Origin of the sequence: Streptomyces sp. NBC_01314 (assembly GCF_041435215.1) — a bacterium.
Taxonomy (GTDB): Bacteria; Actinomycetota; Actinomycetes; order Streptomycetales; family Streptomycetaceae; genus Streptomyces.
Genome location: NZ_CP108394.1, coordinates 3,565,847 through 3,588,600 on the forward strand (window position 1 = coordinate 3,565,847; position 22,754 = coordinate 3,588,600).

22 protein-coding genes and 5 tRNA genes are annotated in these 22,754 nt (G+C 69.6%); 12 read left to right on the forward strand and 15 right to left on the reverse strand.

Annotated elements, in window-relative coordinates:
* Positions 1-17 precede the first annotated feature (17 nt).
* Together cofC and OG622_RS15555 are read left to right on the forward strand one after the other, a co-directional pair.
* Positions 18-668 (forward strand): 2-phospho-L-lactate guanylyltransferase, encoded by a 651-nt coding sequence (gene cofC, locus OG622_RS15550; RefSeq protein ID WP_371576690.1) that lies wholly within the window; start codon positions 18-20, stop codon positions 666-668.
* Between the two features lie 9 nt (positions 669-677).
* The gene (locus tag OG622_RS15555; protein WP_371576691.1) at positions 678-881 is read left to right on the forward strand and encodes a hypothetical protein; all 204 of its coding nucleotides are present in this window, start codon (positions 678-680) and stop codon (positions 879-881) included.
* A gap of 192 nt (positions 882-1,073) precedes the next feature.
* On the opposite strand, the gene OG622_RS15560 is transcribed toward OG622_RS15555, so the two are convergent.
* The 4 genes from OG622_RS15560 to leuC form a co-directional block, all read right to left on the reverse strand.
* On the reverse strand, positions 1,074-1,730 hold the full coding sequence (locus OG622_RS15560) for an HU family DNA-binding protein (RefSeq protein ID WP_371576692.1): 657 nt from the start codon (positions 1,728-1,730) through the stop codon (positions 1,074-1,076).
* A gap of 138 nt (positions 1,731-1,868) precedes the next feature.
* Positions 1,869-2,099, reverse strand: a complete 231-nt coding sequence (locus tag OG622_RS15565) for a hypothetical protein (RefSeq protein ID WP_371576693.1) — start codon at positions 2,097-2,099, stop codon at positions 1,869-1,871.
* Positions 2,100-2,386: 287 nt separating this feature from the next.
* The gene (gene leuD / locus OG622_RS15570; protein WP_371576694.1) at positions 2,387-2,980 is read right to left on the reverse strand and encodes a 3-isopropylmalate dehydratase small subunit; all 594 of its coding nucleotides are present in this window, start codon (positions 2,978-2,980) and stop codon (positions 2,387-2,389) included.
* A gap of 6 nt (positions 2,981-2,986) precedes the next feature.
* Positions 2,987-4,411 carry a 3-isopropylmalate dehydratase large subunit gene (gene leuC / locus OG622_RS15575; RefSeq protein WP_371576695.1) on the reverse strand — a complete coding sequence of 475 codons (1,425 nt, stop codon included), beginning with the start codon at positions 4,409-4,411 and terminating at the stop codon, positions 2,987-2,989.
* Between the two features lie 193 nt (positions 4,412-4,604).
* Here leuC and ndgR point away from each other — a divergent pair, with 193 nt between their 5' ends.
* Positions 4,605-5,321, forward strand: a complete 717-nt coding sequence (gene ndgR, locus OG622_RS15580) for an IclR family transcriptional regulator NdgR (protein ID WP_003993203.1) — start codon at positions 4,605-4,607, stop codon at positions 5,319-5,321.
* Between the two features lie 188 nt (positions 5,322-5,509).
* On the opposite strand, the gene OG622_RS15585 is transcribed toward ndgR, so the two are convergent.
* The gene (locus tag OG622_RS15585; RefSeq protein WP_371576696.1) at positions 5,510-6,019 is read right to left on the reverse strand and encodes a DUF4188 domain-containing protein; all 510 of its coding nucleotides are present in this window, start codon (positions 6,017-6,019) and stop codon (positions 5,510-5,512) included.
* Positions 6,020-6,100: 81 nt separating this feature from the next.
* Here OG622_RS15585 and OG622_RS15590 point away from each other — a divergent pair, with 81 nt between their 5' ends.
* Entirely contained in the window at positions 6,101-6,745 is a 645-nt protein-coding gene (locus OG622_RS15590; protein WP_371576697.1) for a MerR family transcriptional regulator, read from the forward strand.
* 52 nt (positions 6,746-6,797) lie between these two features.
* Here the strand turns inward: OG622_RS15590 and OG622_RS15595 are convergent.
* The 9 genes from OG622_RS15595 to OG622_RS15635 all read right to left on the reverse strand — a co-directional run bounded on the left by OG622_RS15595 (position 6,798) and on the right by OG622_RS15635 (position 10,870).
* A tRNA-Glu gene (locus OG622_RS15595) sits at positions 6,798-6,870 on the reverse strand.
* Positions 6,871-6,900: 30 nt separating this feature from the next.
* Positions 6,901-6,972: transfer RNA gene (locus tag OG622_RS15600), tRNA-Gln, on the reverse strand.
* A 20-nt stretch (positions 6,973-6,992) separates the two neighbouring features.
* Positions 6,993-7,065, reverse strand: a tRNA-Glu gene (locus OG622_RS15605).
* 62 nt (positions 7,066-7,127) lie between these two features.
* Positions 7,128-7,200 (reverse strand) — tRNA-Glu (locus OG622_RS15610).
* Positions 7,201-7,242: 42 nt separating this feature from the next.
* Positions 7,243-7,314 (reverse strand) — tRNA-Gln (locus OG622_RS15615).
* 91 nt (positions 7,315-7,405) lie between these two features.
* Positions 7,406-8,137: an HAD family hydrolase gene (locus OG622_RS15620; protein ID WP_371576698.1), complete on the reverse strand. Its 732-nt coding sequence runs from the start codon at positions 8,135-8,137 to the stop codon at positions 7,406-7,408.
* A 93-nt stretch (positions 8,138-8,230) separates the two neighbouring features.
* Positions 8,231-9,706, reverse strand: a complete 1,476-nt coding sequence (gene gltX / locus OG622_RS15625) for a glutamate--tRNA ligase (RefSeq protein WP_371576699.1) — start codon at positions 9,704-9,706, stop codon at positions 8,231-8,233.
* On the reverse strand, positions 9,699-10,475 hold the full coding sequence (locus tag OG622_RS15630) for a fumarylacetoacetate hydrolase family protein (RefSeq protein WP_371576700.1): 777 nt from the start codon (positions 10,473-10,475) through the stop codon (positions 9,699-9,701). The genes gltX and OG622_RS15630 overlap by 8 nt, the downstream gene beginning before the upstream one ends.
* A gap of 215 nt (positions 10,476-10,690) precedes the next feature.
* Complete coding sequence (locus tag OG622_RS15635; RefSeq protein ID WP_371576701.1) at positions 10,691-10,870, reverse strand: hypothetical protein; 180 nt, start codon at positions 10,868-10,870, stop codon at positions 10,691-10,693.
* Positions 10,871-11,475: 605 nt separating this feature from the next.
* Between OG622_RS15635 and OG622_RS15640 the strand changes: the two genes are divergently transcribed.
* The 8 genes from OG622_RS15640 (at position 11,476) to OG622_RS15675 (ending at position 22,188) form a co-directional block, all read left to right on the forward strand.
* Positions 11,476-15,411: a nitrate- and nitrite sensing domain-containing protein gene (locus tag OG622_RS15640; RefSeq protein WP_371576702.1), complete on the forward strand. Its 3,936-nt coding sequence runs from the start codon at positions 11,476-11,478 to the stop codon at positions 15,409-15,411.
* Between the two features lie 9 nt (positions 15,412-15,420).
* A complete protein-coding gene (locus tag OG622_RS15645; RefSeq protein WP_030667329.1) occupies positions 15,421-15,834 on the forward strand; it encodes a roadblock/LC7 domain-containing protein in 414 nt (137 codons plus the stop codon).
* Between the two features lie 111 nt (positions 15,835-15,945).
* Positions 15,946-16,344 (forward strand): DUF742 domain-containing protein, encoded by a 399-nt coding sequence (locus OG622_RS15650; RefSeq protein ID WP_086754757.1) that lies wholly within the window; start codon positions 15,946-15,948, stop codon positions 16,342-16,344.
* Entirely contained in the window at positions 16,325-16,900 is a 576-nt protein-coding gene (locus OG622_RS15655; protein WP_371576703.1) for an ATP/GTP-binding protein, read from the forward strand. The genes OG622_RS15650 and OG622_RS15655 overlap by 20 nt, the downstream gene beginning before the upstream one ends.
* A gap of 397 nt (positions 16,901-17,297) precedes the next feature.
* Positions 17,298-20,534 (forward strand): nitrate- and nitrite sensing domain-containing protein, encoded by a 3,237-nt coding sequence (locus OG622_RS15660; RefSeq protein WP_371576704.1) that lies wholly within the window; start codon positions 17,298-17,300, stop codon positions 20,532-20,534.
* A gap of 10 nt (positions 20,535-20,544) precedes the next feature.
* Positions 20,545-20,958 carry a roadblock/LC7 domain-containing protein gene (locus OG622_RS15665; RefSeq protein WP_005479603.1) on the forward strand — a complete coding sequence of 138 codons (414 nt, stop codon included), beginning with the start codon at positions 20,545-20,547 and terminating at the stop codon, positions 20,956-20,958.
* A gap of 98 nt (positions 20,959-21,056) precedes the next feature.
* Entirely contained in the window at positions 21,057-21,626 is a 570-nt protein-coding gene (locus OG622_RS15670; RefSeq protein ID WP_086751022.1) for a DUF742 domain-containing protein, read from the forward strand.
* Entirely contained in the window at positions 21,607-22,188 is a 582-nt protein-coding gene (locus OG622_RS15675) for an ATP/GTP-binding protein (RefSeq protein ID WP_013000463.1), read from the forward strand. Before OG622_RS15670 ends, OG622_RS15675 begins: the two co-directional genes overlap by 20 nt.
* Before the next feature lie 314 nt (positions 22,189-22,502).
* Here OG622_RS15675 and OG622_RS15680 read toward each other — a convergent pair whose 3' ends face one another.
* Positions 22,503-22,700, reverse strand: coding sequence for an acyl-CoA carboxylase epsilon subunit (locus OG622_RS15680; RefSeq protein WP_371576705.1), 198 nt, complete (start codon positions 22,698-22,700; stop codon positions 22,503-22,505).
* Between the last annotated feature and the right edge of the window lie 54 nt (positions 22,701-22,754).

The following is a 22,754-nucleotide window of genomic DNA, read 5'->3' on the forward strand; positions in this document are numbered from 1 at the left end:
AGAGGGACGGAACGCCCGTGCAGTGGACCCTGGTCGTACCCGTGAAGCCCCTGGCACGGGCCAAGAGCAGGCTCTCGGACACCGCCGCCGACGCGGTGCGCCCGGGCCTGGCCCTCGCCTTCGCCCAGGACACCGTGGCCGCGGCTCTGGCCGCCGCGGCGGTCCGCGCTGTGGTGGTGGTCACGGACGACCCCCTCGCCGCCCGCGAGCTGGCGGCCCTGGGCGCCCGCACCGTCCCGGAGAACCCGCGCGGCGACTCCCGGGACGGCCTGAACGCCGCTCTGCGGCACGGAACAGCCGTCGTACGCGATGTACGACCGCAAAGCCCCGTGGCGGCCCTGAACGCCGATCTGCCCGCCCTGCGCCCGCAGGAATTGACGCGCGTCCTGAACGCGGCCGCCGAATTCCCCCGCTCTTTCCTCCCGGACGCCGCCGGCACCGGCACCACACTGCTCGCCGCGACCCCCGGCCACGATCTCTCCCCCGTCTTCGGCCCCGGCTCCCGCCTGCGCCACCGCCGCTCCGGCGCCGTGGAACTCGCCCTCACCACCGTCGACTCCGTGCGCCAGGACGTCGACACCGGCGACGACCTCCGCGCCGCCCTCGGCCTCGGCGTCGGTCCCCGTACGGCCGCCGCGGCCGCGCGCCTGCTGATCCCCGGCCAGTAGGCTGCGGACATGCAGGCCACCGCGTACACCTACGACCCCGCCACCCGCACCGGCCAGGTCCTCCTGGACGACGGCACCCCGGTCCCCTTCGACGCCCCGGCCTTCGACGCGGGCGCCCTGCGCCTGCTCCGCCCGGGCCAGCGGGTCCGCATCGAGACGGAGGGTGAGGCCGAAGCCCTGCGCATCACCCTGATCACCCTGCAGACGTTCTGAAGAAGAGCCGCACCAGGGCCGCGTGCCGAACGCGGGGCACCGCGCGAGCGACCACGCGTCACACCGCGCCCGCCCGTGAACACGTCCTCCAACGGCGAGTGGGCACCGAATCTCCCCCGCAGAACACGCCGCGGGCCGGGCTCCATCGACAGGAGCCCGGCCCGGCGCGTGTGTGAGTGAGTACCCGGCGCCCTACGCCTGGCGGGCGGCAGCCTTCTTCACGGTCGTCTTGCGAGCCGACGACTTCTTGGCCGGCGCCTTCTTCGCGGTGGCCTTCTTGGCCGGCGCCTTCTTCGCCGCGGTCTTCTTCGCCGCCGCCGTGGTCTTGGCGGTCGTCGTCTTCGCCGCCGCCGTCTTGGTGGTGGCCTTCTTGGCGGTCGTCTTCTTCGCCGTGGCCTTCTTCGCGGTGGCCGTCGTCTTCTTGGCGGCGGCCGTGGTCTTGCGGGGGGTCGCCTTCTTCGCCGCCGCCGTGGTCCTCTTCGCCGCGGCCTTCTTGACCGTCGCCGAAGCCCCACCGCTCAGGCTGCCCTTGGGCGCCTTCTTGACCGCGACCTCGCCACCACGGGGAAGCTTCTTCGAGCCGCTCACCAGGTCCTTGAAACCCTGGCCCGCGCGGAAACGCGGCACGGAGGTCTTCTTGACCCGAACCCGCTCACCCGTCTGCGGGTTGCGGGCGTAGCGGGCCGGCCGGTCGACCTTCTCGAAGGAACCGAAGCCGGTGACCGACACCCGGTCCCCGGCGACGACCGCGCGGACGATGGCGTCCAGAACGGCGTCGACCGCGTCGGCGGCCTGCTGACGCCCCCCGACCTTGTCCGCAATCGCTTCTACGAGCTGCGCCTTGTTCACGTCTTCCCCTTCGGAGACATCGCCAGAACGAAAGTGTTCAAGCTTTTTCGCACGTTAGGCAGATATATACCGCAAATCAAACACGAAACGGGCTTATCACCCTTGTGCCGCAACGAACTCGGCTGTCATGGAGTTCTCTCAGCGTTCCTCTGTGGGCATTCGCCCCTCGTCGAGGTCCGTCGCGAAGCCCTCCAGACGCCTTGCCGCGTCGGTGAGATCGTGTTTGGCCACGGCCGTAATGACCAGCAGCTTCCGGGTCAGCGCCATGCGTACGCCCTCCGGGACTTGCAGTGCGCGCACCCTTGAGTGCGCTTCCTTGAGTTGGCCCGCGACCGCCGTATAGAGCTCGAGTTGGCCGTCGTGTTCCATGCACAGATTGTGCCATCTGGGGCGAGTTGTCGCCTGCGCAGGGGGCAACTGCCGTCTCCCGGGGGCCTTTGGAGCACCCCCGGTCGATGCCACACCCTGGTGCGCGTACCCCGGCAATCACCTTTGTAACTAGGGGAGTTGAAACCTTTCTGCACGTGACTTCGAAGGTCTCCGAACCCGGACATGCAGGTACCCCCAACCGTGCACGATTGGGGGTACCTGGGGGTGTCGGGGTGGCTGGAATCCGCCTTGCACGGGCCGCCCGACGGGTGGCTCGCGCCGCTGGATCAGATCTTCAGCGTCCTCGGCTTGTACGACGGCCGCTTGGCCTCGTACGCGGAGATGTCCGCCTCGTTCTGGAGGGTGATGGAGATGTCGTCCAGCCCGTTCAGCAGCCGCCAGCGGGAGTTCTCGTCCAGCTCGAAGGAGGCGGTGATGCCCTCGGCGCGCACCTCGCGGGCCTGAAGGTCGACCGTGATCTCGGCCTGGGGGTCCTTCTCGGCGAGCTCCAGCAGCGCGTCCACGATCTTCTGCTCCAGAACGACCGTGAGCAGGCCGTTCTTGAGCGAGTTGCCGCGGAAGATGTCGGCGAAGCGGGAGGAGATGACGGTCTTGAAGCCGTAGTTCTGGAGCGCCCACACGGCGTGCTCACGGGAGGAGCCGGTGCCGAAGTCGGGGCCGGCGACCAGGACGGTGGCGCCCTGCCGCTCGGGCTGGTTGAGGATGAAGGTCTCGTCCTTGCGCCAGGCCTCGAACAGCCCGTCCTCGAAGCCGTCCCTGGTCACCTTCTTGAGCCAGTGGGCGGGGATGATCTGGTCGGTGTCGACGTTGCTGCGGCGCAGCGGGACGGCCCGGCCGGTGTGCGTGGTGAATGCTTCCATGGCTGTTCAGACTCCAGCGGGCGCGGGGGCGTCGGTCAGGTCGGCGGGGGACGCCAGATGGCCCAGGACGGCCGTCGCGGCGGCGACCTGCGGCGAGACCAGGTGCGTGCGTCCGCCCTTGCCCTGCCGGCCCTCGAAGTTGCGGTTGGAGGTGGACGCGGAGCGCTCACCGGGGGCCAGCTGGTCCGGGTTCATGCCCAGGCACATCGAGCAGCCCGCGTGCCGCCACTCGGCGCCGGCCTCCTTGAAGACGATGTCGAGGCCCTCGGAGACGGCCTGCAGACCGACCCGCGCGGAGCCGGGGACGACCAGCATCCGTACGCCGTCGGCGACTTTGCGGCCCTTGATCAGCTCGGCGGCGGCGCGCAGGTCCTCGATGCGGCCGTTGGTGCACGAACCTACGAAGACGGTGTCCACGTTGATGGACTTCAGCGGCTGGCCGGCCTCCAACCCCATGTACTCCAGGGCCTTTTCGGCGGCGAAGCGCTCCGAAGCGTCCTCGTACGAAGCCGGGTCGGGGACCGACGCCGAAAGCGGCGCGCCCTGGCCGGGGTTGGTGCCCCAGGTGACGAACGGCGACAGGGTGGCGCCGTCGATGGTCACCTCGGCGTCGAACTCCGCGTCCTCGTCCGTCCTGAGCGTCTTCCAGTACGCGACGGCCGCGTCCCAGTCCTCACCCTCGGGGGCGTGCGGACGGCCCTTGAGGTACTCGAAGGTGGTCTCGTCGGGGGCGATCATGCCCGCGCGGGCGCCGGCCTCGATCGACATGTTGCAGATGGTCATGCGGGCCTCCATCGAGAGCTTCTCGATGGCCGGGCCCCGGTATTCCAGGACATAGCCCTGGCCGCCGCCGGTGCCGATCTTGGCGATGATCGCCAGGATCAGGTCCTTGGCGGTGACGCCGTCGGCCAGATCGCCCTCGACCGTGATGGCCATGGTCTTGGGGCGGACCAGCGGCAGCGTCTGGGTGGCCAGCACGTGCTCCACCTGGGAGGTGCCGATGCCGAACGCCAGACCGCCGAAGGCGCCGTGCGTGGAGGTGTGGGAGTCGCCACAGACGACGGTCATACCGGGCTGGGTCAGACCCAGCTGCGGGCCGACGACGTGCACGACACCCTGCTCGACGTCGCCCAGCGGGTGCAGACGCACACCGAACTCGGCGGCGTTCGCGCGCAGCGTCTCCAGCTGAATGCGGGAGACCGGGTCCGCGATGGGCTTGTCGATGTCGAGGGTGGGGGTGTTGTGGTCCTCGGTCGCGATGGTCAGGTCGAGCCGGCGAACCTTCCGCCCGCTCTTGCGGAGACCGTCGAAGGCCTGGGGGCTGGTCACCTCGTGCAGCAGGTGCAGATCGATGAAGAGGAGGTCGGGCTCGCCCTCGGCGCGCCGGACGACGTGGTCGTCCCAGACCTTCTCCGCGAGTGTCCTACCCATCGCTTTCCCTCCGGCCGGCTTGTCCGAGCGCCGGCCCAACTAGAGATATCGGAGGTGGCGAGCGCACATACCCCCCGTATGAGCGCCGGCCGCCGGGCTCGTTGGTCCGCGAGCCGTTGTTCTGCTTCCAGAGTGGCAAGGTCCACGCGAAATTGAACTTGCGTTTCACAGAGTGAGACGCGAGTATCGTTGCATGGACAACAGTAGCGGCGTCGGCGTTCTGGACAAGGCGGCCCTGGTCCTGAGCGCTCTGGAGTCCGGTCCGGCCACCCTCGCGGGTCTGGTCGGCGCCACGGGACTCGCACGACCCACGGCCCACCGCCTGGCCGTGGCTCTGGAACACCACCGCATGGTGGCACGGGACATGCAGGGCCGTTTCATCCTCGGCCCCCGGCTGGCCGAGCTGGCCGCGGCCGCCGGCGAGGACCGCCTCCTCGCGACGGCGGGCCCGGTGCTCACACACCTCCGCGACATCACGGGCGAGAGCGCGCAGCTCTATCGCCGGCAGGGCGACATGCGTATCTGTGTCGCCGCCGCGGAGCGGCTCTCAGGCCTGCGGGACACGGTCCCGGTCGGCTCGACCCTCACGATGAAAGCCGGTTCGTCGGCCCAGATCCTCATGGCCTGGGAGGAGCCCGAGCGCCTGCACCGCGGTCTCCAGGGCGCCCGCTTCACGGCCACCGCCCTCTCGGGCGTACGGCGCCGGGGCTGGGCCCAGTCCATCGGCGAGCGCGAGCCGGGCGTCGCCTCGGTCTCCGCCCCCGTACGCGGCCCGTCGAACCGCGTGGTGGCCGCTGTCTCCGTCTCGGGCCCGATCGAGCGCCTCACCCGCCACCCCGGCCGCATGCACGCCCAGGCGGTCATCGACGCCGCGGGCCGCCTCTCGGAGGCCCTGCGCCGCACTGGCTGACCCCCGGAAATCCCGCCCGACCACGAGAAAAGGCCTGCCTCAACGCCGCGGCAGGCCTTTTCTCGTGGGTTCGACCTCAGCGCGCCCCAAAGGGCGGGCGGGGCCGTATCCCCATGCGGCTCCGCCGCCGTGGGCGCGAGCGATCACGAACAACCCGCAGCCGCCACGGCACAGCTCCCCCACTGCGCCTAGGCACTCGCTCCCCGCCGGTGGGCGAACCGCTCCTTCGCCGACCTCCCCCGCTCCTCAAGCGGCAGCGTCCCCGTGGCCGCCGCGAGGCCGAACGCGGGCATGTCGGCATAGATCGACTCGTACGACCCCTCCGGCACCACATACGTCTCGTGCCAGAGCCCCACATGCTGCCGCGACTTCCCCTTGCGCTCCTTGCGGTTCATCGCGGCCCACGCCACGCGATGGAACGCGTCGGGCGCGTGCGCGTACCCGTACAGCTTCTCCTTGGACTCCCAGTACTGGACGACGTAGTACGTCCGCGGCGAGGCCGAGAGCAGCACGGCGTTCAGCAGCCCCCGGCTCGGGTCCGCGCGCAGCTCCCGCAGCATCCGCGGCATCGCCGCGAGCACGGGCCCCCAGTGATGTACGGCCCAGAAGTGATTGATCCGCATACCGATCAGCAGGACCACCACGTCGCCCTCGGCGGCGGCGGTGGTACGGCCGGCGGCGACCCGCTTTCCGAACATGACTCCCCCTACTTGGTGAGCGGCACTATCCGAACAACCATGCTTGGATAGTGGCACTTCCCAAGGAGAGGCGCAAGAGAGATGCGGCTGGCGGAGCTGAGCGAGCGCAGCGGGGTGTCCACAGCGACGATCAAGTACTACCTGCGTGAGGGACTGTTGGCGCCGGGCCGCCAGATCAACGCGACGACGGCGGAGTACGACGAGGAGCATCTGCGCCGGCTGCGGCTGGTGCGGGCGTTGATCCAGGTGGGCAAGGTGCCGGTGGCCAACGCCCGGGAGGTGCTCAGCCACGTGGACGACGAGTCCCTGGGACGGACGATCAGGCTCGGCGCGGCCCTGTGGGCGCTGCCTCAGACTCCCGGCCCGGACGAGGAGGACCCGCTCACGGTCGCCGCGACGGCCGAGGTGGACCGGCTGCTGCGGACGCTGGGCTGGGAAGCGGCGAGGGAGGTCGGCTCCCTCTCTCCCGTGCACCGTTCACTGGTGGCGCTGGTGGCCACGCTGCTGCGGCTCGGCTATCCGTGCGACGCCGAACTCATGGTCCCGTACGCCGAGTTGATGCACCAGGCGGCCGCCAGGGACCTGGACCAGATGGAGACCTACGCGTCCGACACGGAGAAGGCGGAGGTGGCGGTCTCGGCGGCGGTGCTCTTCGAGCCGGTGCTGCGGGCCCTGCACCGGCTGGCCCAGGAAGAGGAGTCGGCGCGACGGTACGGCATCGAGTAGCCGGAGCACATGACGAAGGCCCTCCACCGAAGTGGAGGGCCTTGTTGAAACGTACCCCCGACCGGATTCGAACCGGCGCTACCGCCTTGAGAGGGCGGCGTGCTAGGCCGCTACACAACGGGGGCCCTAGCGATCCTGCGTTTCCACAGGCCGAGCTGGTCTACCTGGACTCGAACCAAGAATGACGGTACCAGAAACCGTAGTGTTGCCAATTACACCATAGACCAATATGGTTGAGACTTTTTCGTACCCCCGACCGGATTCGAACCGGCGCTACTGCCGTGAGAGGGCAGCGTGCTAGGCCGCTACACAACGGGGGCCCTAGCGATCCTGCATCGATGGTGGTGGGAGCTACCCTGGCCACCTTCGCGGGAAGGATCAGTACCCCCGACCGGATTCGAACCGGCGCTACTGCCGTGAGAGGGCAGCGTGCTAGGCCGCTACACAACGGGGGCTTCGCGGAGATGATCTCCGCTTGTGCAGATGAGCTCTGCGAGCTGGCCTACCTGGACTCGAACCAAGACTAACGGAACCAGAAACCGTCGTGCTGCCAATTACACCATAGGCCACTGGAACTCAATCCCCTGAAGGGATCTTGTTCTAGTGTGCACCTCCGGTTCCCGGCCTTTCGGCCCGCTCCCCGGCGGCGCAGGAAGAACATTACCCGAAGGTGGACGGCGCTCCAAAACGGGTATCGGAGCCGAGGATCGCGGGGAGTTCGGTCAGGGTGGCGATCCGGTGCGGCCCGACGGGCGGGTCGACGGTCGCGTAGAGGCCGCCGCGGTCGATCCACACCGACAGCAGACCGGCGTCGGCGGCGCCCCGGCCGTCGATCTCCGGGTGATCGCCGACGTACGCGACCTCGTGCGGCGGCAGCTCCAGGGCCTCGCAGGCCACGTGGAACGCCTCGGCGGCAGGCTTGTGGACGCCCAGTTGCTCGGCGCACAGCACCGTCTCGAAGCGGTCCCACACACCGAGGGCACGCAGCTTGCGTTCCTGGACGGGGAGGCTGGAGTTGGACAGCACCGCGTGCCGGTGGCTCGCGGCGAGCGCGTCCAGGACGGGCACGACGTCCGGGAAGAGCGACCAGGCCCGCTCGTAGTGGGCGATGTAGCGCTCGAACCAGGCGTCGGCCTCCGCGTCGCTCAGGGGCCGGCCCTGGAAGTCCCGTACGCGGTCGCGGCGCGTGGCCTCCCAGTCACCCTCGCCCGCCGCGTACCGTCGCCAGTGCAGGCTCGTCAGTTCGCGCCAGCGCGAGATGGCCTCTTCGACGGAGTCGTATCCGAGCAGCAGGCCCTCGACGGCGAGATGGTCGCGCATTCCGGCCCGGTCGGCCGCGGTGTAGTCGAAAAGGGTGTCGTCGACGTCCCAGAGCACGGCCTTGATGTCCATGATCCGACGGTAGCCCGAGGCCGGCCGTCCTGTCCGGGGGATGACGAAGGGGAGGCACCCGGACCCTCGGGTGCCTCCCCTCACGTACGGGCGTTACGAGGCCAGCCTGGCCAGGGCCGCGTCGATCCTCGCCAGCGTCTTCTCCCTGCCCAGGATCTCCAGGGACTCGAAGAGAGGGAGGCCGACCGTGCGGCCGGTGACGGCGACGCGGACGGGGGCCTGGGCCTTGCCGAGCTTGAGGCCGTGAACCTCGCCGGCGGCCAGGACGGCCTCCTTCAGGGACTCGGCCGAGGTCCAGTCGGCCGCCTCCAGCTTCTCCCTCGCCGTACGCAGGAGCGCGTCGGAACCCTCCTTCATGGCCTTCGTCCAGCTCGCCTCGTCCTGCGCCGGCTCCGCCAGGAACAGGAAGTCCACGTTCGCCGTGATCTCGGAGAGGACCTTGAGGCGGGTCTGCGCGTGCGGGGCGATGGCCTCCCACTTGGCCTCGTCGAAGTCCTCCGGCGCCCAGGGGGCGAACGGGGCCTTCAGCCACGGGGCGCAGCGTTCGGTGAAGTCCTTCACGTCCAGCAGACGGATGTGGTCGGCGTTGATCGCCTCGGCCTTCTTCAGGTCGAAGCGGGCCGGGTTGGGGTTCACGTCCGCGACGTCGAAGGCGGCGACCATCTCCTCGATCGTGAAGATGTCCTTGTCCGCGGAGAGCGACCAGCCCAGCAGGGAGAGGTAGTTGAGCAGGCCCTCGGGGAGGAAACCGCGCTCCCGGTAGAGGTTCAGGCTCGACTCCGGGTCGCGCTTGGAGAGCTTCTTGTTGCCCTCGCCCATCACGTACGGCAGGTGGCCGAAGGACGGGATCTCCTTGGCGATGCCCAGCTCGGTCAGCGCCTTGTAGAGGGCGATCTGGCGCGGTGTCGAGGAGAGCAGGTCCTCGCCGCGCAGGACGTGGGTGATCTCCATCAGGGCGTCGTCGACGGGGTTGACGAGCGTGTAGAGCGGGGCGCCGTTCGCGCGGACGATGCCGTAGTCCGGAACGTTCTCCGGGGTGAAGGTCAGTTCGCCGCGGACCAGGTCCGTGAAGGTGATCGTCTCGTCGGGCATCCGGAAGCGGACGATCGGCTCGCGGCCCTCGGCCTCGTACCGGGCCTTCTGCTCCGGGGTGACCTCGCGGCACTTGCCGTCGTACCCGGAGGGCCTGCCGGCCGCACGGGCGGCGTCACGGCGCTCCTCCAGCTCGGAGGCGGTGCAGTAGCAGTGGTAGGCGTGGCCGGCGTCCTTGAGCTTCTCGGCCACATCCTTGTACGTCTCCATGCGCTGCGACTGGCGGTACGGCGCGTGCGGGCCGCCCACCTCGGGGCCCTCGTCCCAGGTGAAGCCCAGCCAGCGCAGGGAGTCCAGGAGCTGCCCGTAGGACTCCTCGGAGTCGCGGGCCGCGTCGGTGTCCTCGATGCGGAAGACGAACGTGCCGCCGGTGTGGCGGGCGAACGCCCAGTTGAACAGGGCCGTGCGGACCAGACCCACATGGGGATTGCCGGTCGGGGACGGACAGAAACGTACGCGGACGGAGCCGTTAGCCACGCTTGATCACCTTGTTGGTGAGAGTGCCGATGCCTTCGATGGTGACGGCGACCTCGTCGCCGACGTTGAGGGGGCCGACCCCTGCCGGGGTGCCCGTGAGGATCACGTCGCCGGGGAGCAGCGTCATGGCCTCGGTGATGTTGACGATCAGGTCCTCGATGGAGTTGATCATCTCGCTCGTCCGGCCCAGCTGGCGCTGCCCGCCGTTGACGGTGAGCTGGATGGTCAGGTCGCTCGGGTCGAGGTCGGTCTCCACCCAGGGGCCCAGCGGGCAGGCGGTGTCGAAGCCCTTGGCCCTGGCCCACTGCTTCTCGCGCTTCTGGACGTCACGGGCGGTGACGTCGTTGGCGCAGGTGTAGCCGAAGATCACGTCCTTGACGCGTTCGCGCGGGACCTCGCGGCACAGTCGGCCGATGACGACGGCCAGCTCGGCCTCGTGGTGGAGGTCCTCGGAGAAGGACGGGTACTGGATCGCGTCGCCGGAGCCGATCACCGAGGTGGCCGGCTTGAAGAAGGCGAACGGGGCGTCGGGGACCTCGTTGCCCAGCTCGCGCGCGTGTTCGGCGTAGTTGCGGCCGAAGGCCACGACCTTGTTGGGGAGCACCGGCGGCAGCAGCCTGACCTTGCTGAGCGGGACCTTCGTACCGGAGAGCTCGTAGTCCGCGAACGGAATGCCCTTGATGATGTCGAGGACGAGCTCGTCCGGCTTGTCGCCCTCGACCGCGCCGAAGGCTACGTTCCCGTCGATGGAGAACCTGGCGATGCGCACGGGTTGCTTGCGCCCCTTAACTGAACTGGCTGGAGTCTGACGGTCCAGGCTAGCGCGGGGCGGGGTGCCCTCCTCGCGCATTTCCACGCACGCATGCCGAAGGGCGCCCAGCACGAGCGGGGCGCCCTTCGGCTTCGTACACGCGGGAATCCGCCGAATCTTCACAGGCGCCGGTTTGAGCGGTTGGCCGATTCGGCGCGTACTTGAGCGTGCAACTACTCCGCCATCTGGACCGGGACCGTCATCAGGATCGTCCGGCGAGGGTTGGCGGTCTGGGAGGGGAGGTCGACGGAGTGCTCCTGCTCCGGCGTGCGCAGGTCCTCGGCGTCGGCGAGGTGGGCCAGCGTCGTGCGCCGGGGGTTGGCTATGTTGCGGAACATCATCGTCGTCTTCACTGTTGTCCTGGACCTCGTCGTGTGCGGGCGCCGGGCGGACCGCAAGGGCCGTCCCACAAGCGCGGGTTGTCGGATTCGCCATCCCTGTAAAGCGTCAGGCTAAACATGCGATTCCCGGGTCAAGTCGTGAAGAAGGCATGATCGGCGTGTGAGTTTGCTCACTCACTCATGGGTAAAACGGGCAATACAGGCCATCGACCCATGCCCGCGAAACGGACATAGGTGACCTGAAGCCCTCATTCCGCTCCCGATCATGGCGACTGGGACACCCAGCTCACGCCCTTGGATCGCACGGGTATGTCCGTAATGAACGGAAACACCTTCCACGCCCGGTGACGTAGCCCTCACATGCTGTCACAGTGAACAGACCGTTACCCGTTGGCCTTGTTGCAGATCCGGCACTGTGTTGGAATTCCTCGGACCGCCGCAGGATCGTGCCGGCGCGCAGGGGCGCAGATCAACAGCGCCTGGCGGCGGTGGGAGAGGGAGCCAGCGCCGGTCACTCACGACCACCAATTGGGGACGTATTCAGGACGCCCCCGAAGACGCCGACACCGTCCCGCCGTTCACGCGGTGGGGCGCCTGGTCCAGAGGTTGCGACGCTAGTGCAGGGACGTTTCAAGAGGGATGGCAGCGCTTCGGCGGAGCCGGAGCCACACAACGGAGCCGGCCACGGTTCCTCCCCCCAGCACGCCCAGAACCCGGGTCCGGCGGAGATCGGTGACGGCGGGGGGCGCTCAGGGCGCCCCGGCGCGTCAGTTGCTCCCGCGCCGTCCGGGAAACCCAAGGGCGGTACCAACGGCGGGGCCACGGGCGGCTCCCGAATAGCCCTGCGCAACTGGCGCATCTCGACCCGTCTGGTCTCGCTGCTCGCGCTCCCCGTCGTGGCGGCGACCTCGCTCGGTGCCCTGCGCATCGGCGACAACGTGGACGACATCCAGCAGCTCGAGAACATGCGGCTGCTCACCGACATGACCAAGCAGGCGACCGAGCTCGCCACCGCGCTCCAGCAGGAGCGCGACCTGTCGGCCGGTCCCCTCGCGCACGGTCTGGACGCCAACGACTACACGGTCAAGGGCGCCCGCGAGAAGACGGACACGGCCCGCGTCCAGTTCACGGACGCGACGCAGGCCGCCGAGACCGCGAACACCACCACGAAGATGCCCGGTGTCCGCGACAGCCTCGTCCGGGTCGTGCGCGCGCTCTACGACCTCAACGGCATCCGCAAGAACGCCTACGTGGACTCCAGGAACTCCACACAGACGGTCGAGGCCTACCACCGCCTGGTCGACCAGTTGCTGGAGCTGTCCACGGACATGGCCGAGGCCACCAGCAACCCGGACATGATCAAGCGGACCCGTGCCCTGGCGGCGTTCTCCTCCGCCAAGGAATACGCCTCGGTGCAGCGCGCGGTCATCGCGGCGGCCCTGCCCGAGACCGACGACAAGGCCGGCAAGCTCTCCGAGAACGACCGGCTGTACGCGTTCGCGGCGCTGGGTAACGAGGAGTCCGACCGCAAGACCTTCTCCGACATCTACGGTTCCGGTGCCGAGGTCAAGACCAAGCCGATCGACGACGCGAGCCCCACCATCGAGGCCTCCGACGTCTACGCGGACCGGGTCCTCGCCAGCGCGGGTGGTCTGGGCGGGCAGGACAAGCGCTCGTACAAGGACTGGACCGACGACTCCGCGGCCAAGATCGAGCAGATGAAGAAGATCGAGGGCTCGCTCCTCGAGGAGATGGAACAGACCGCCCGTAACCTCCGCGCCGACGCGGAGCAAGAGGCGATCATCTCCGGTGCGCTGATCCTGCTCGTCCTCGGTGTCTCCCTGGTCGGCGCGTTCGTCGTGGCCCGGTCCATGATCCGCTCGCTGCGCCGGCTGCAGGACACCGCGACCAAGGTCGCCCAGGACCGGCTGCCCGAGCTGGTCAAGCAGCTGTCGGAGTCGGACCCGCAGGATGTCGACACCTCCGTCGAGTCGGTCGGTGTGCACTCCCGGGACGAGATCGGCCAGGTGGCCGCGGCCTTCGACGACGTGCACCGCGAGGCCGTCCGCCTCGCCGCCGAGCAGGCCCTCCTCCGGGGCAACGTCAACGCGATGTTCACCAACCTCTCGCGCCGCTCCCAGGGCCTCATCCAGCGTCAGCTGTCGCTCATCTCCGAACTGGAGTCGCGCGAGGCCGACCCGGACCAGCTGTCCTCCCTGTTCAAGCTCGACCACCTCGCCACCCGCATGCGCCGTAACGGTGAGAACCTCCTCGTTCTCGCCGGTGAAGAGCCCGGCCGTCGCTGGACCCGCCCGGTCCCGCTGGTCGACGTGCTCCGCGCCGCCGCGTCCGAGGTGGAGCAGTACGAGCGCATCGAGCTGTCCTCCGTGCCGACGACCGAGGTCGCCGGCCGCGTGGTCAACGACCTTGTGCACCTCCTCGCCGAGCTGCTGGAGAACGCCACCTCCTTCTCCTCGCCGCAGACCAAGGTCAAGGTCACCGGTCACGCCCTGCCCGACGGCCGGGTGCTGATCGAGATCCACGACACCGGTATCGGCCTCTCCCCCGAGGACCTCGCGGCGATCAACGAGCGGCTCGCCTCGCCGCCCACCGTGGACGTGTCGGTCTCCCGCCGCATGGGTCTGTTCGTGGTCGGCCGGCTGTCCCAGCGCCACGGCATCCGTATCCAGCTGCGCCCGTCCGACTCCGGCGGTACGACCGCGCTCGTCATGCTTCCGGTCGACGTGGCACAGGGCAACAAGAAGCCCATGCCGAGCAAGGCCGGCCAGGGCGCTCCGTCCACCGGTGGTCCGGCCGCCGCGCAGGCCGCGGCCGGCGCCGCCGCCGCGCGTCGCCCGGCCGGCAACCAGTCGGGCCCGCCGCTCGGCGGCCCCTCAGCCGGTGGTGGCCTCCTCGGCGCCCCTCCGCAGCGTGGGCAGGTCGGCGCGGGCCAGGGTCCGCGGGCCGCGCTGCCCGGCAACCCCAATGGTCCGGGCGGTCTCGGCAACCCCGGTGGTCCGCGTGGGCCGCAGGGCGGTCCGCCGGTGCCTCCGCAGGGCGGCCGGCCTCCGGCGGGCGCCGGAGCCGGCGGGTTCGGCAACGGCGGTGCGTTCAACGGTCAGGCGCCCGGTGCCCCGCAGGGCCTGCAGGCCGCCGGGACCGGTGGCCCCAACAACTTCGAGAGCTTCGACGACTCCGGACGCCAGGGCGGCTTCCCGGGCGGCGGCCCGGGCCTGCGCCCGGCCGGCGGTCCCGGTGACGCCGGTGCGGGCAGGCCGGGAGGGGCCGACGGCGGTCCGGGTGCCGTGCCGCCGAAGCAGGGCAAGGAACGTTCCGCCAGGCGCCGTCCGCAGCTGCCCGGCCGCGGTGGCCCGCGCGCCGAGCTGCCCGGTGGCAACTCCGCGTCACGGACGCCGAGCTGGAGCGACGACAACGCGCAGCCGCCGGTGTCGCGCGCCTCGCTGGACGCCCCGCGCGGCCACGAGGAGCAGCCGGACGTCACCGCGCCGATGCCGCGCGTCGACCCCGGCCAGGCTCCGGGCTCGCCCACGGACTTCCCGCGTTCCCCGCGGGCCGACTTCGACAGCCAGCGCCCCGGCGCCGGCACGCCGCAGGACGGCACCGGGTCCTACGTCCGCTCCGACGTGTACGGCGGGGCCGGCGCTCCGCCGGCGCCCACGGGCCCGTCCCGGGGCGCCTCGCAGGACCCTTCGTCCACCGGCCAGTTCGCCATGCCGGGCTACGACGGCTCCAGCACGGGCCAGTTCCCGGCTCCGGGCCGGCAGAACCCGCAGGACACCGGCCAGTACGGTGCTCCCGACCGCCCGAACCCGCAGGACCCGGGACAGTTCGGTGCGCCCGGCCGGCAGAACGGCCAGGGCACCGGGCAGTACAACGCGCCGGGTCGGCAGAACTCCCAGGACACCGGCCAGTTCGAGCGGCCGCAGGTCAACGGGGAGAGCTTCGGCGCGCCCCGCCCGCCCGTGCCGCCGCAGCGTCCTGCGATGCCCCCGCAGCGCCCCGCGCGCCCGCAGGAGCCGGAGGCACTGCCCCCGGCGACGGGTCCGATGGACGGCCGGACGCCGCTGTACGACACGCTGGAGACCAACTGGTTCCACGGTCAGGGCGGGCAGAACGGTCAGGCCGGGCAGAACGGCCAACAGCAGGGCAACGGTTCCGTGCCACAACAGCCGGCCGCCCCCGCTCCCCAGACTCCGGTCGCTCCCCAGCGTCCGGCGACCCCCGCCGCGCCTGCTTCCCCCACCTGGCGCAGCACACCCAACGACGACCTGGTCCGCCAGGCCGAACGTGCCCGACAGCCTTCGGCGGGCGGGGTCACCACCTCCGGCCTGCCGCGCCGGGTCCCGCGCGCGAACCTCGTGCCGGGCACGGCTCAGCAGCAACAGCACCAAACCGGTCCGCAGGTCTCGCGTTCGCCTGATGACGTACGCGGCCGGCTGACCAATCTCCGTCGGGGCATCGCGCAAGGTCGACAGGCCGGCAACGGCCAGACCGGCAGCTTCCCGAGCCCCACTCACCAGCAGGAGCGTTAGTTGAGCCAGATGAGCCAGGCGGCACAGAACCTCAACTGGTTGATCACCAACTTCGTGGACAACACCCCCGGGGTGTCCCACACCGTCGTCGTATCCGCCGACGGACTCCTTCTGGCGATGTCCGAAGGCTTTCCGCGCGACCGTGCCGATCAGCTCGCGGCCGTCGCCTCCGGGCTCACGTCACTCACGGCCGGGGCGTCCCGGATCTTCGAGGGCGGGGACGTGGCCCAGACCGTGGTCGAGATGGAGCGCGGCTTCCTGTTCCTGATGTCCGTCTCCGACGGATCGTCCCTGGCCGTGCTCGCCCACCCCGATTGCGACATCGGTCTGGTCGGTTACGAGATGGCGCTGCTCGTCGACCGCGCGGGCGCTGTACTCACGCCCGACCTGCGCGCCGAACTCCAAGGCAGTTTGCTCCACTGACGTCTGCGGATCCATGCAACTCACAAAATCACCGTCCGGCCGCCACAGTCCCCCCACCGGCCCCCGTCAGACGGCACGACTGACCGACTTGCTGTCCCGCTCGGAGGATCAATGACCCCGCCCACCGCTCCTCACGATCCGTACGCAGAGCCGTACGGAGACGAGGGTGACCAGCCTCTGGTTCGGCCGTACGCCATGACCGGTGGCCGGACGCGGCCGCGTTACCAGCTCGCCCTCGAGGCGCTGATCAGCACGACGGCAGACCCCGCGCACCTGATGGGGCTGCTCCCCGAGCACCAGCGGATCTGCCACCTGTGCCGCGAGGTGAAGTCGGTGGCCGAGGTCTCGGCCCTGCTGTCCATGCCGCTCGGTGTGGCACGGATCCTTGTGGCTGACCTCGCCGAGGCCGGACTCGTCGCGATCCACCAGCCCGGTGGCGACGAGAACGCCGGTGGTGCCCCGGACGTGACTCTGCTGGAAAGGGTTCTCAGTGGACTTCGGAAGCTCTGAAGCGGGGCGGACCACCACCTCGGCGAAGATCGTGGTGGCGGGCGGCTTCGGCGTGGGCAAGACCACGTTCGTCGGGGCCGTCTCGGAGATCAACCCGCTGCGTACCGAGGCCGTGATGACGTCCGCGTCCGCGGGCATCGACGACCTCACCCACACCGGGGACAAGACGACCACCACGGTCGCCATGGACTTCGGCCGCATCACCCTCGACCAGGACCTGATCCTGTACCTGTTCGGCACCCCCGGCCAGGACCGCTTCTGGTTCATGTGGGACGACCTCGTCCGCGGCGCCATCGGCGCCATCGTCCTCGTCGACACCCGCCGCCTCGCCGACTGCTTCCCCGCCGTCGACTACTTCGAGAACAGCGGCCTCCCCTTCGTCATCGCCCTCAACGGCTTCGAAGGGCACCAGCCGTACACGCCCGACGAGGTCCGCGAGGCACTCCAGATCGGCCCCGACACACCGATCATCACGACGGACGCCCGCCACCGTTCGGACGCCAAGTCGGCGCTGATCACCCTGGTCGAGCACGCCCTCATGGCACGGCTCCGGTAGGGCGGAGAAGCCGAAGTACCACGACTGGGCCCGAAACAGGACCTAAGTCCACAACGCCCTACGGCGCTTGTCGTAGTTACACCGAAGCCGGCTGTGTCCTTTGACACGGTCGGCCTCGGTGTTCATAACGTTTCGACAGAGAAATATGGTGGTACGACCACGCGTCGCGGTCGATCGGTACCGCTGCGCTCACCATGGCCCCGCCTTTTGCCGGGGCTCGCTCTTTATGACCGTTTTATCTGGGACTTACATCACGCGGAATCGTTGCCTCCCAGTGTTTGGAAGTCCTCAGCGTGACGTGCTGGAATGCCTGAACTGCCCATTAGTCAAAGACGTACTAGGGCGTGGATCACCCGCGGCACGACGTAGGTGCCGGCGCCGAGAGGTTGTTGGTCGAGTGAGGCGAAGCAAGAAAGGTCCCGAGCCATCGGCGCGGGGCAACTTCACCCCGCCGTCGCGCGGAGCGGCACCCGCACAAGTGACCCGACCGGAGCCGACGGCAGCTCCCGCGCCCAGCGGCAGTCGTCTGTCCCCCCGCAACTGGCGGGTCCCCACGCGCCTGAACGCGATCCTCCTGATACCCGTGCTGGTCGGCCTGGTCATGGGCGGCTTCCAGGTGAAGAACTCGATCGACACCTGGCAGGAGGCGAAGGACGCCGAGAAGGTGGCCAAGATCGTGGCCGCCGCCAACACCTACGCCGAAGCGCTGCTCAACGAACGTGACGTCTCCGCCCAGCCGCTGCTGGAGGGCGACCGGGACAGCGAGGTCGTCAAGGACGCCCGTGCCTTCACCGACGAGAAGGCGGACGCCTTCCACGCGGAGGTCGTCGGAATGCCCGCCGGGCAGGGCCTGGAGCGGCGTCTGCGTCTGGTGGACGAGGCCGAGCCGTCGCTGGAGAAACTCCGGCAGACCGCCTTCACCCGGGCCGCCGACCCGGTACAGACCGAAGAGGGCTACGTCACCGTCGAGCACCTCCTGGCGGAGTTCTCCAACGAGCTCGGCCTCGGTACCGGCAACATCACCGCGTACGGCCGTACGGTCTACGCGGTCACGCTCGGCAAGGGCGCCGCCTCGCTGCAGCGCTCGATCGGCACCCACCTGCTGGTCCGGCCCAGCGAGGACAAGGATGTCTTCCGCCGACAGGTCACCGCGTTCACCTCGTACGCCTACCTGGAGAACATCGCCGTACAGGAGTACGTCTCCGGCGGCACCGAGGCCGACGCCGCGCGCCTCCAGTCGGTCATGGAGCAGAAGACCGAAGAGGGCAAGAAGCAGGCCGCCGAGGCCGCGGCCAAGAACCCCGACTACGTCCCGCCGCCGGACACCATGCTGAAGATGGTCCAGGCGATCGGCAGCGGCGCCTCGCCCGAGGATCTCGCGAAGCAGGGCGTCACCTACCAGAACTGGATGGCGGCCTCCACGCTGAAGTTCGAGGGCTACAGCGAGGTCGAGACCGAGCTGATCAACCGCGCGGTGGACGAGGCCGGCCAGATCGCCTCCGACGCCCAGCGTGACGCCTACATCAACGGCGCCATCGTCATCGTCGCCCTGCTCGCCGCGTTCATCATCGCCGGGATCATGGCCCGCCAGATGAGCCGCGCGATGCGCCAGCTGCGCAACGCCGCCTTCGGTATCGCCGAGCAGCGTCTGCCGATGCTGGTCGACCAGCTCTCGCGCACGGATCCCGGCCGGGTCGACACCCGGGTCGCGGCGATCCCCATCAACACCACGGACGAGATCGGCGAAGTCGCCCGCGCCTTCGACCAGGTCCACCGCGAGGCCGTCCGGCTCGCCGCCGAGCAGGCCCTCCTGCGTGGCAACATCAACGCGATCTTCACCAACCTCTCGCGTCGCAACCAGTCGCTGATCGAGGGCCAGCTGACCCTGATCACCGACCTGGAGAACAACGAGGCCGACCCGGACCAGCTGGAGAACCTCTTCAAGCTGGACCACCTGGCGACCCGTATGCGCCGCAACGGTGAGAACCTCCTGGTCCTCGCCGGCGAGGAGCCCGGCCGCCGCTGGGACCAGCCGGTTCCCCTGGTCGACGTGTTGCGCGCCGCCTCCTCCGAGGTGGAGCAGTACGAGCGCGTCGAGCTCTCCGGCGTCCCGGAGGCCGAGATACACGGCCGCGCCGTGACCGACCTCGTGCACCTGCTCGCCGAGCTCCTGGAGAACGCCACCACGTTCTCCTCCCCGCAGACCAAGGTCCGTGTCACCGCGACCCGTCTCCCCGACGGCCGCGTGATGATCGAGATCCACGACAAGGGCATCGGCCTCACCGCCGAGGACTTCGCGGACATCAACCACAAGCTGGCCAACCCGCCGACCGTGGACGCCGCGATCTCGCAGCGCATGGGTCTCTTCGTGGTCGGCCGGCTGTCCGACCGGCACGGCATCCGCGTCCAGCTCCGCCCCTCGGGCGAGCAGGCCGGTACGACCTCGCTGGTCATGCTCCCCGACGTCATCACCCACGGTGGCGGTGGCGAGCAGCAGCCGGCGGCCGACCAGTTCACGGTCTCGCAGATCATCCCGGAACAGCAGCACGCGTTCCAGCAGCCGGCCGTGGCCCCGATGCGGACCGCCGCCGAGCTGGGCTTCGACGACAGCCGGTACGAGGTGCCGGACGACATCCGCGACCTGGACCCCGTGGGCCGTTCGCTGATGCGCGACGAGCGTCGCGCGGCCCTGGAGGCCCAGTCGTTCCCGAACCCGCAGCTTCCCCCGGGTCAGACGCCACGCTACGGCGACGACTTCCAGTCGCCCGAGCCGTCCTACGACAACGGCGCGACGGCCTATGTGGACCCGCAGCGGTCGTTCGACCAGCAGACGGCGTACCCGGAGCCGCAGCAGCCGTCGTACGACGAGACGTACTTCGGTCCGAACGGCAACGGTGTGGCGAACGGCAACGGGCACCTGCCGAGCGGGAACGACACGTTCAGCGCTACCGGCGGTTACCCCGAGCCCTCCTATGCGGAGCCCGTCCGGGACGAGCACCCGACGGCCGCCGCGAGCGCCCCGGAAACGTACTCGGGCTTCGAAGAGCCGTCCTACCAGGACGACTGGCCGCAGCAGCAGGACTACCAGAGCTCATACCGCTCCGAGTACGCTCCGGAACCGGAATCCACGCAGGCCGCTGACGTGAAGGAGCCGGACCGCGTAGGCTTCGACCGTCCGGGACCCACCCCCTCCGCCGGCCACGCGCTGACCAACGCCGGCCTGCCCCGCCGCGGCTCCACCGCAAGCGCGAACGGCACGAGCGCGAACGGCACGAGCGCGGGCGCCGTGAACGGACGGCAGGAAGTGGCCCAGGACCAGCCGACGGCCGGGGGACCGAACGGCGACTGGCGCTCGGACAACGACGCGCGGTGGCAGCAGGCCTCCCAGCTGAAGAAGCCCAAGGCGGGCGGGGTCACCTCCTCCGGCTTGCCGCGGCGGGTGCCCAAGGCCAACCTGGTGGAGGGTGCCGCCCAGACGACCCCGCAGGGAGGTCCACAGATCTCCCGGGCTCCCGAGGACGTCCGGGGCAGGCTGAGCAACCTGCGCCGGGGTGTCCAGCGGGGGCGCAGCGCAAGCAGTGAAACGAACGGTCAGGGCTTCGGTTCTGACAGCACCTACAACCAGGAGCGTTAGTGTGAGCCCGATGAGCCAGGCGGCACAGAACCTGAACTGGTTGATCACCAATTTCGTGGACAACACCCCCGGGGTGTCGCACACGGTGGTGGTCTCCGCCGACGGACTCCTTCTGGCGATGTCCGAAGGGTTTCCCCGTGACCGTGCCGACCAGCTGGCGGCCGTCGCGTCGGGTCTGACCTCTCTGACCGCGGGTGCCTCCCGCATCTTCGAAGGCGGCAGCGTCAATCAGACGGTTGTGGAGATGGAGCGGGGATTCCTCTTCATCATGTCCGTTTCCGATGGTTCCTCGCTCGCCGTTCTCGCACATCCGGAGGCCGACATCGGTCTCATCGGGTACGAGATGGCACTTCTGGTGGACCGTGCCGGTACGGTCCTGACGCCCGATCTTCGTGCGGAGCTCCAGGGCAGCCTGCTCAACTAACAGTCAGACGGTGCGTTTTGGCGTCCCGGGGCCGTAAGGTTTCGGGACGCGGCTTCCAATGAGCCATGGATGCCAGCACAGTCGGAGGAGGAGAGAACGTGGCAACACCCCCAGGCGGTTCATCGTCGGGCAACTGGTCCTACCCTGGCCAGGGGCCTGGCCAGGGTGACCAGAACCGGTACAACTTCCCCTCCGCACCGAGCCGCCAGCAGCCGTACGTACCGCAGGGCCCCGGCCCTTCACCGTACGACCAGCCGCCGGCGCCGCGTATCCAGCCCGTGCAGCCGCAACGCCGCAGCCCGGAGCCGTCGCCCGCAGGGGCGGCGCACAACCCCCTGGTGCGCCCGTACGCCATGACAGGCGGCCGCACCAGGCCGCGCTACCAGCTCGCCATCGAGGCGCTGGTGCACACCACCGCGCAGCCGCACCAGATGCAGGGCCAGTTGCCCGAGCATCAGCGGATCTGCAACCTCTGCCGGGAGATCAAGTCGGTGGCCGAGATCTCGGCCCTCCTGACGATTCCTCTCGGCGTGGCCAGGATCCTCGTCGCCGACTTGGCGGAGGCGGGCCTGGTCGCCATTCATCAGCCCGGCGGCGACGAGAGCGCCGGCGGCCAGCCAGCTGTGACTTTGCTCGAAAGGGTGCTCAGTGGACTTCGCAAGCTCTAGCGGAGGGCCTTCCCGCTCCACCACGTCCGCGAAGATCGTGGTGGCGGGCGGCTTCGGCGTGGGCAAGACCACGTTCGTCGGGGCCGTCTCGGAGATCAACCCGCTGCGTACCGAGGCCGTGATGACGTCCGCGTCCGCGGGCATCGACGACCTCACCCACACCGGGGACAAGACGACCACCACGGTCGCCATGGACTTCGGCCGCATCACCCTCGACCAGGACCTGATCCTGTACCTGTTCGGCACCCCCGGCCAGGACCGCTTCTGGTTCATGTGGGACGACCTCGTCCGCGGCGCCATCGGCGCCATCGTCCTCGTCGACACCCGCCGCCTCGCCGACTGCTTCCCCGCCGTCGACTACTTCGAGAACAGCGGCCTCCCCTTCGTCATCGCCCTCAACGGCTTCGACGGCCAGCAGCCGTACAACCCGGACGAGGTCCGCGAGGCGCTGCAGATCGGCCCCGACACACCGATCATCACGACGGACGCGCGGCATCGGTCGGACGCGAAGTCGGCGCTGATCACGCTGGTCGAGCACGCGCTGATGGCACGGCTCCGGTAGGGACACGTAGGAACACGTAGCGAGTATGGGGCGCCCTTCTTTTGTCGGGCGCCCTTTATCGTGCCTCTCGCCGTTTCTGTGAGGTGCGTGGGCGGCTGCGGGTCCGTCGTGGCTTGTCGCGCGGTTCCCCGCGCCCCTGGAAACTCCGGGCGCGCCCCATGCCGTCAAGGGGCGGGAGGAAACCGCGCGAGCAACCACATACGACCCGCGGCCGACGACGATCCGAAGACACCACGGCGCTGAACGGAGCCGAGCACGACGATGGGGCCCCTCTGTCACAGAGGGGCCCCATCGTGCGGTTCAGCGGCGCAGCCTCATCGCCAGCTGTGCGGCGCCCGGAAACCCGGCTCGCGCTCCAGGCGGCGCCAGCCGGCGCGGGGGCGGGGGCGGGCGTGGTGGGCCGGGGCCTCGACGGGCTGGGCGGCGGCGCGGGCCAGGAGCAGCGCGGTGATCGCGGCCACTTCCTCGGGCTCGGCGTGGCCCTTCTCGACGCGAATATCAGGCAGCTTCATGGATGTCAGTCTCCGTGGATGAGGTTTCCGCAGGGGTACCGCGAGGGAACCGGC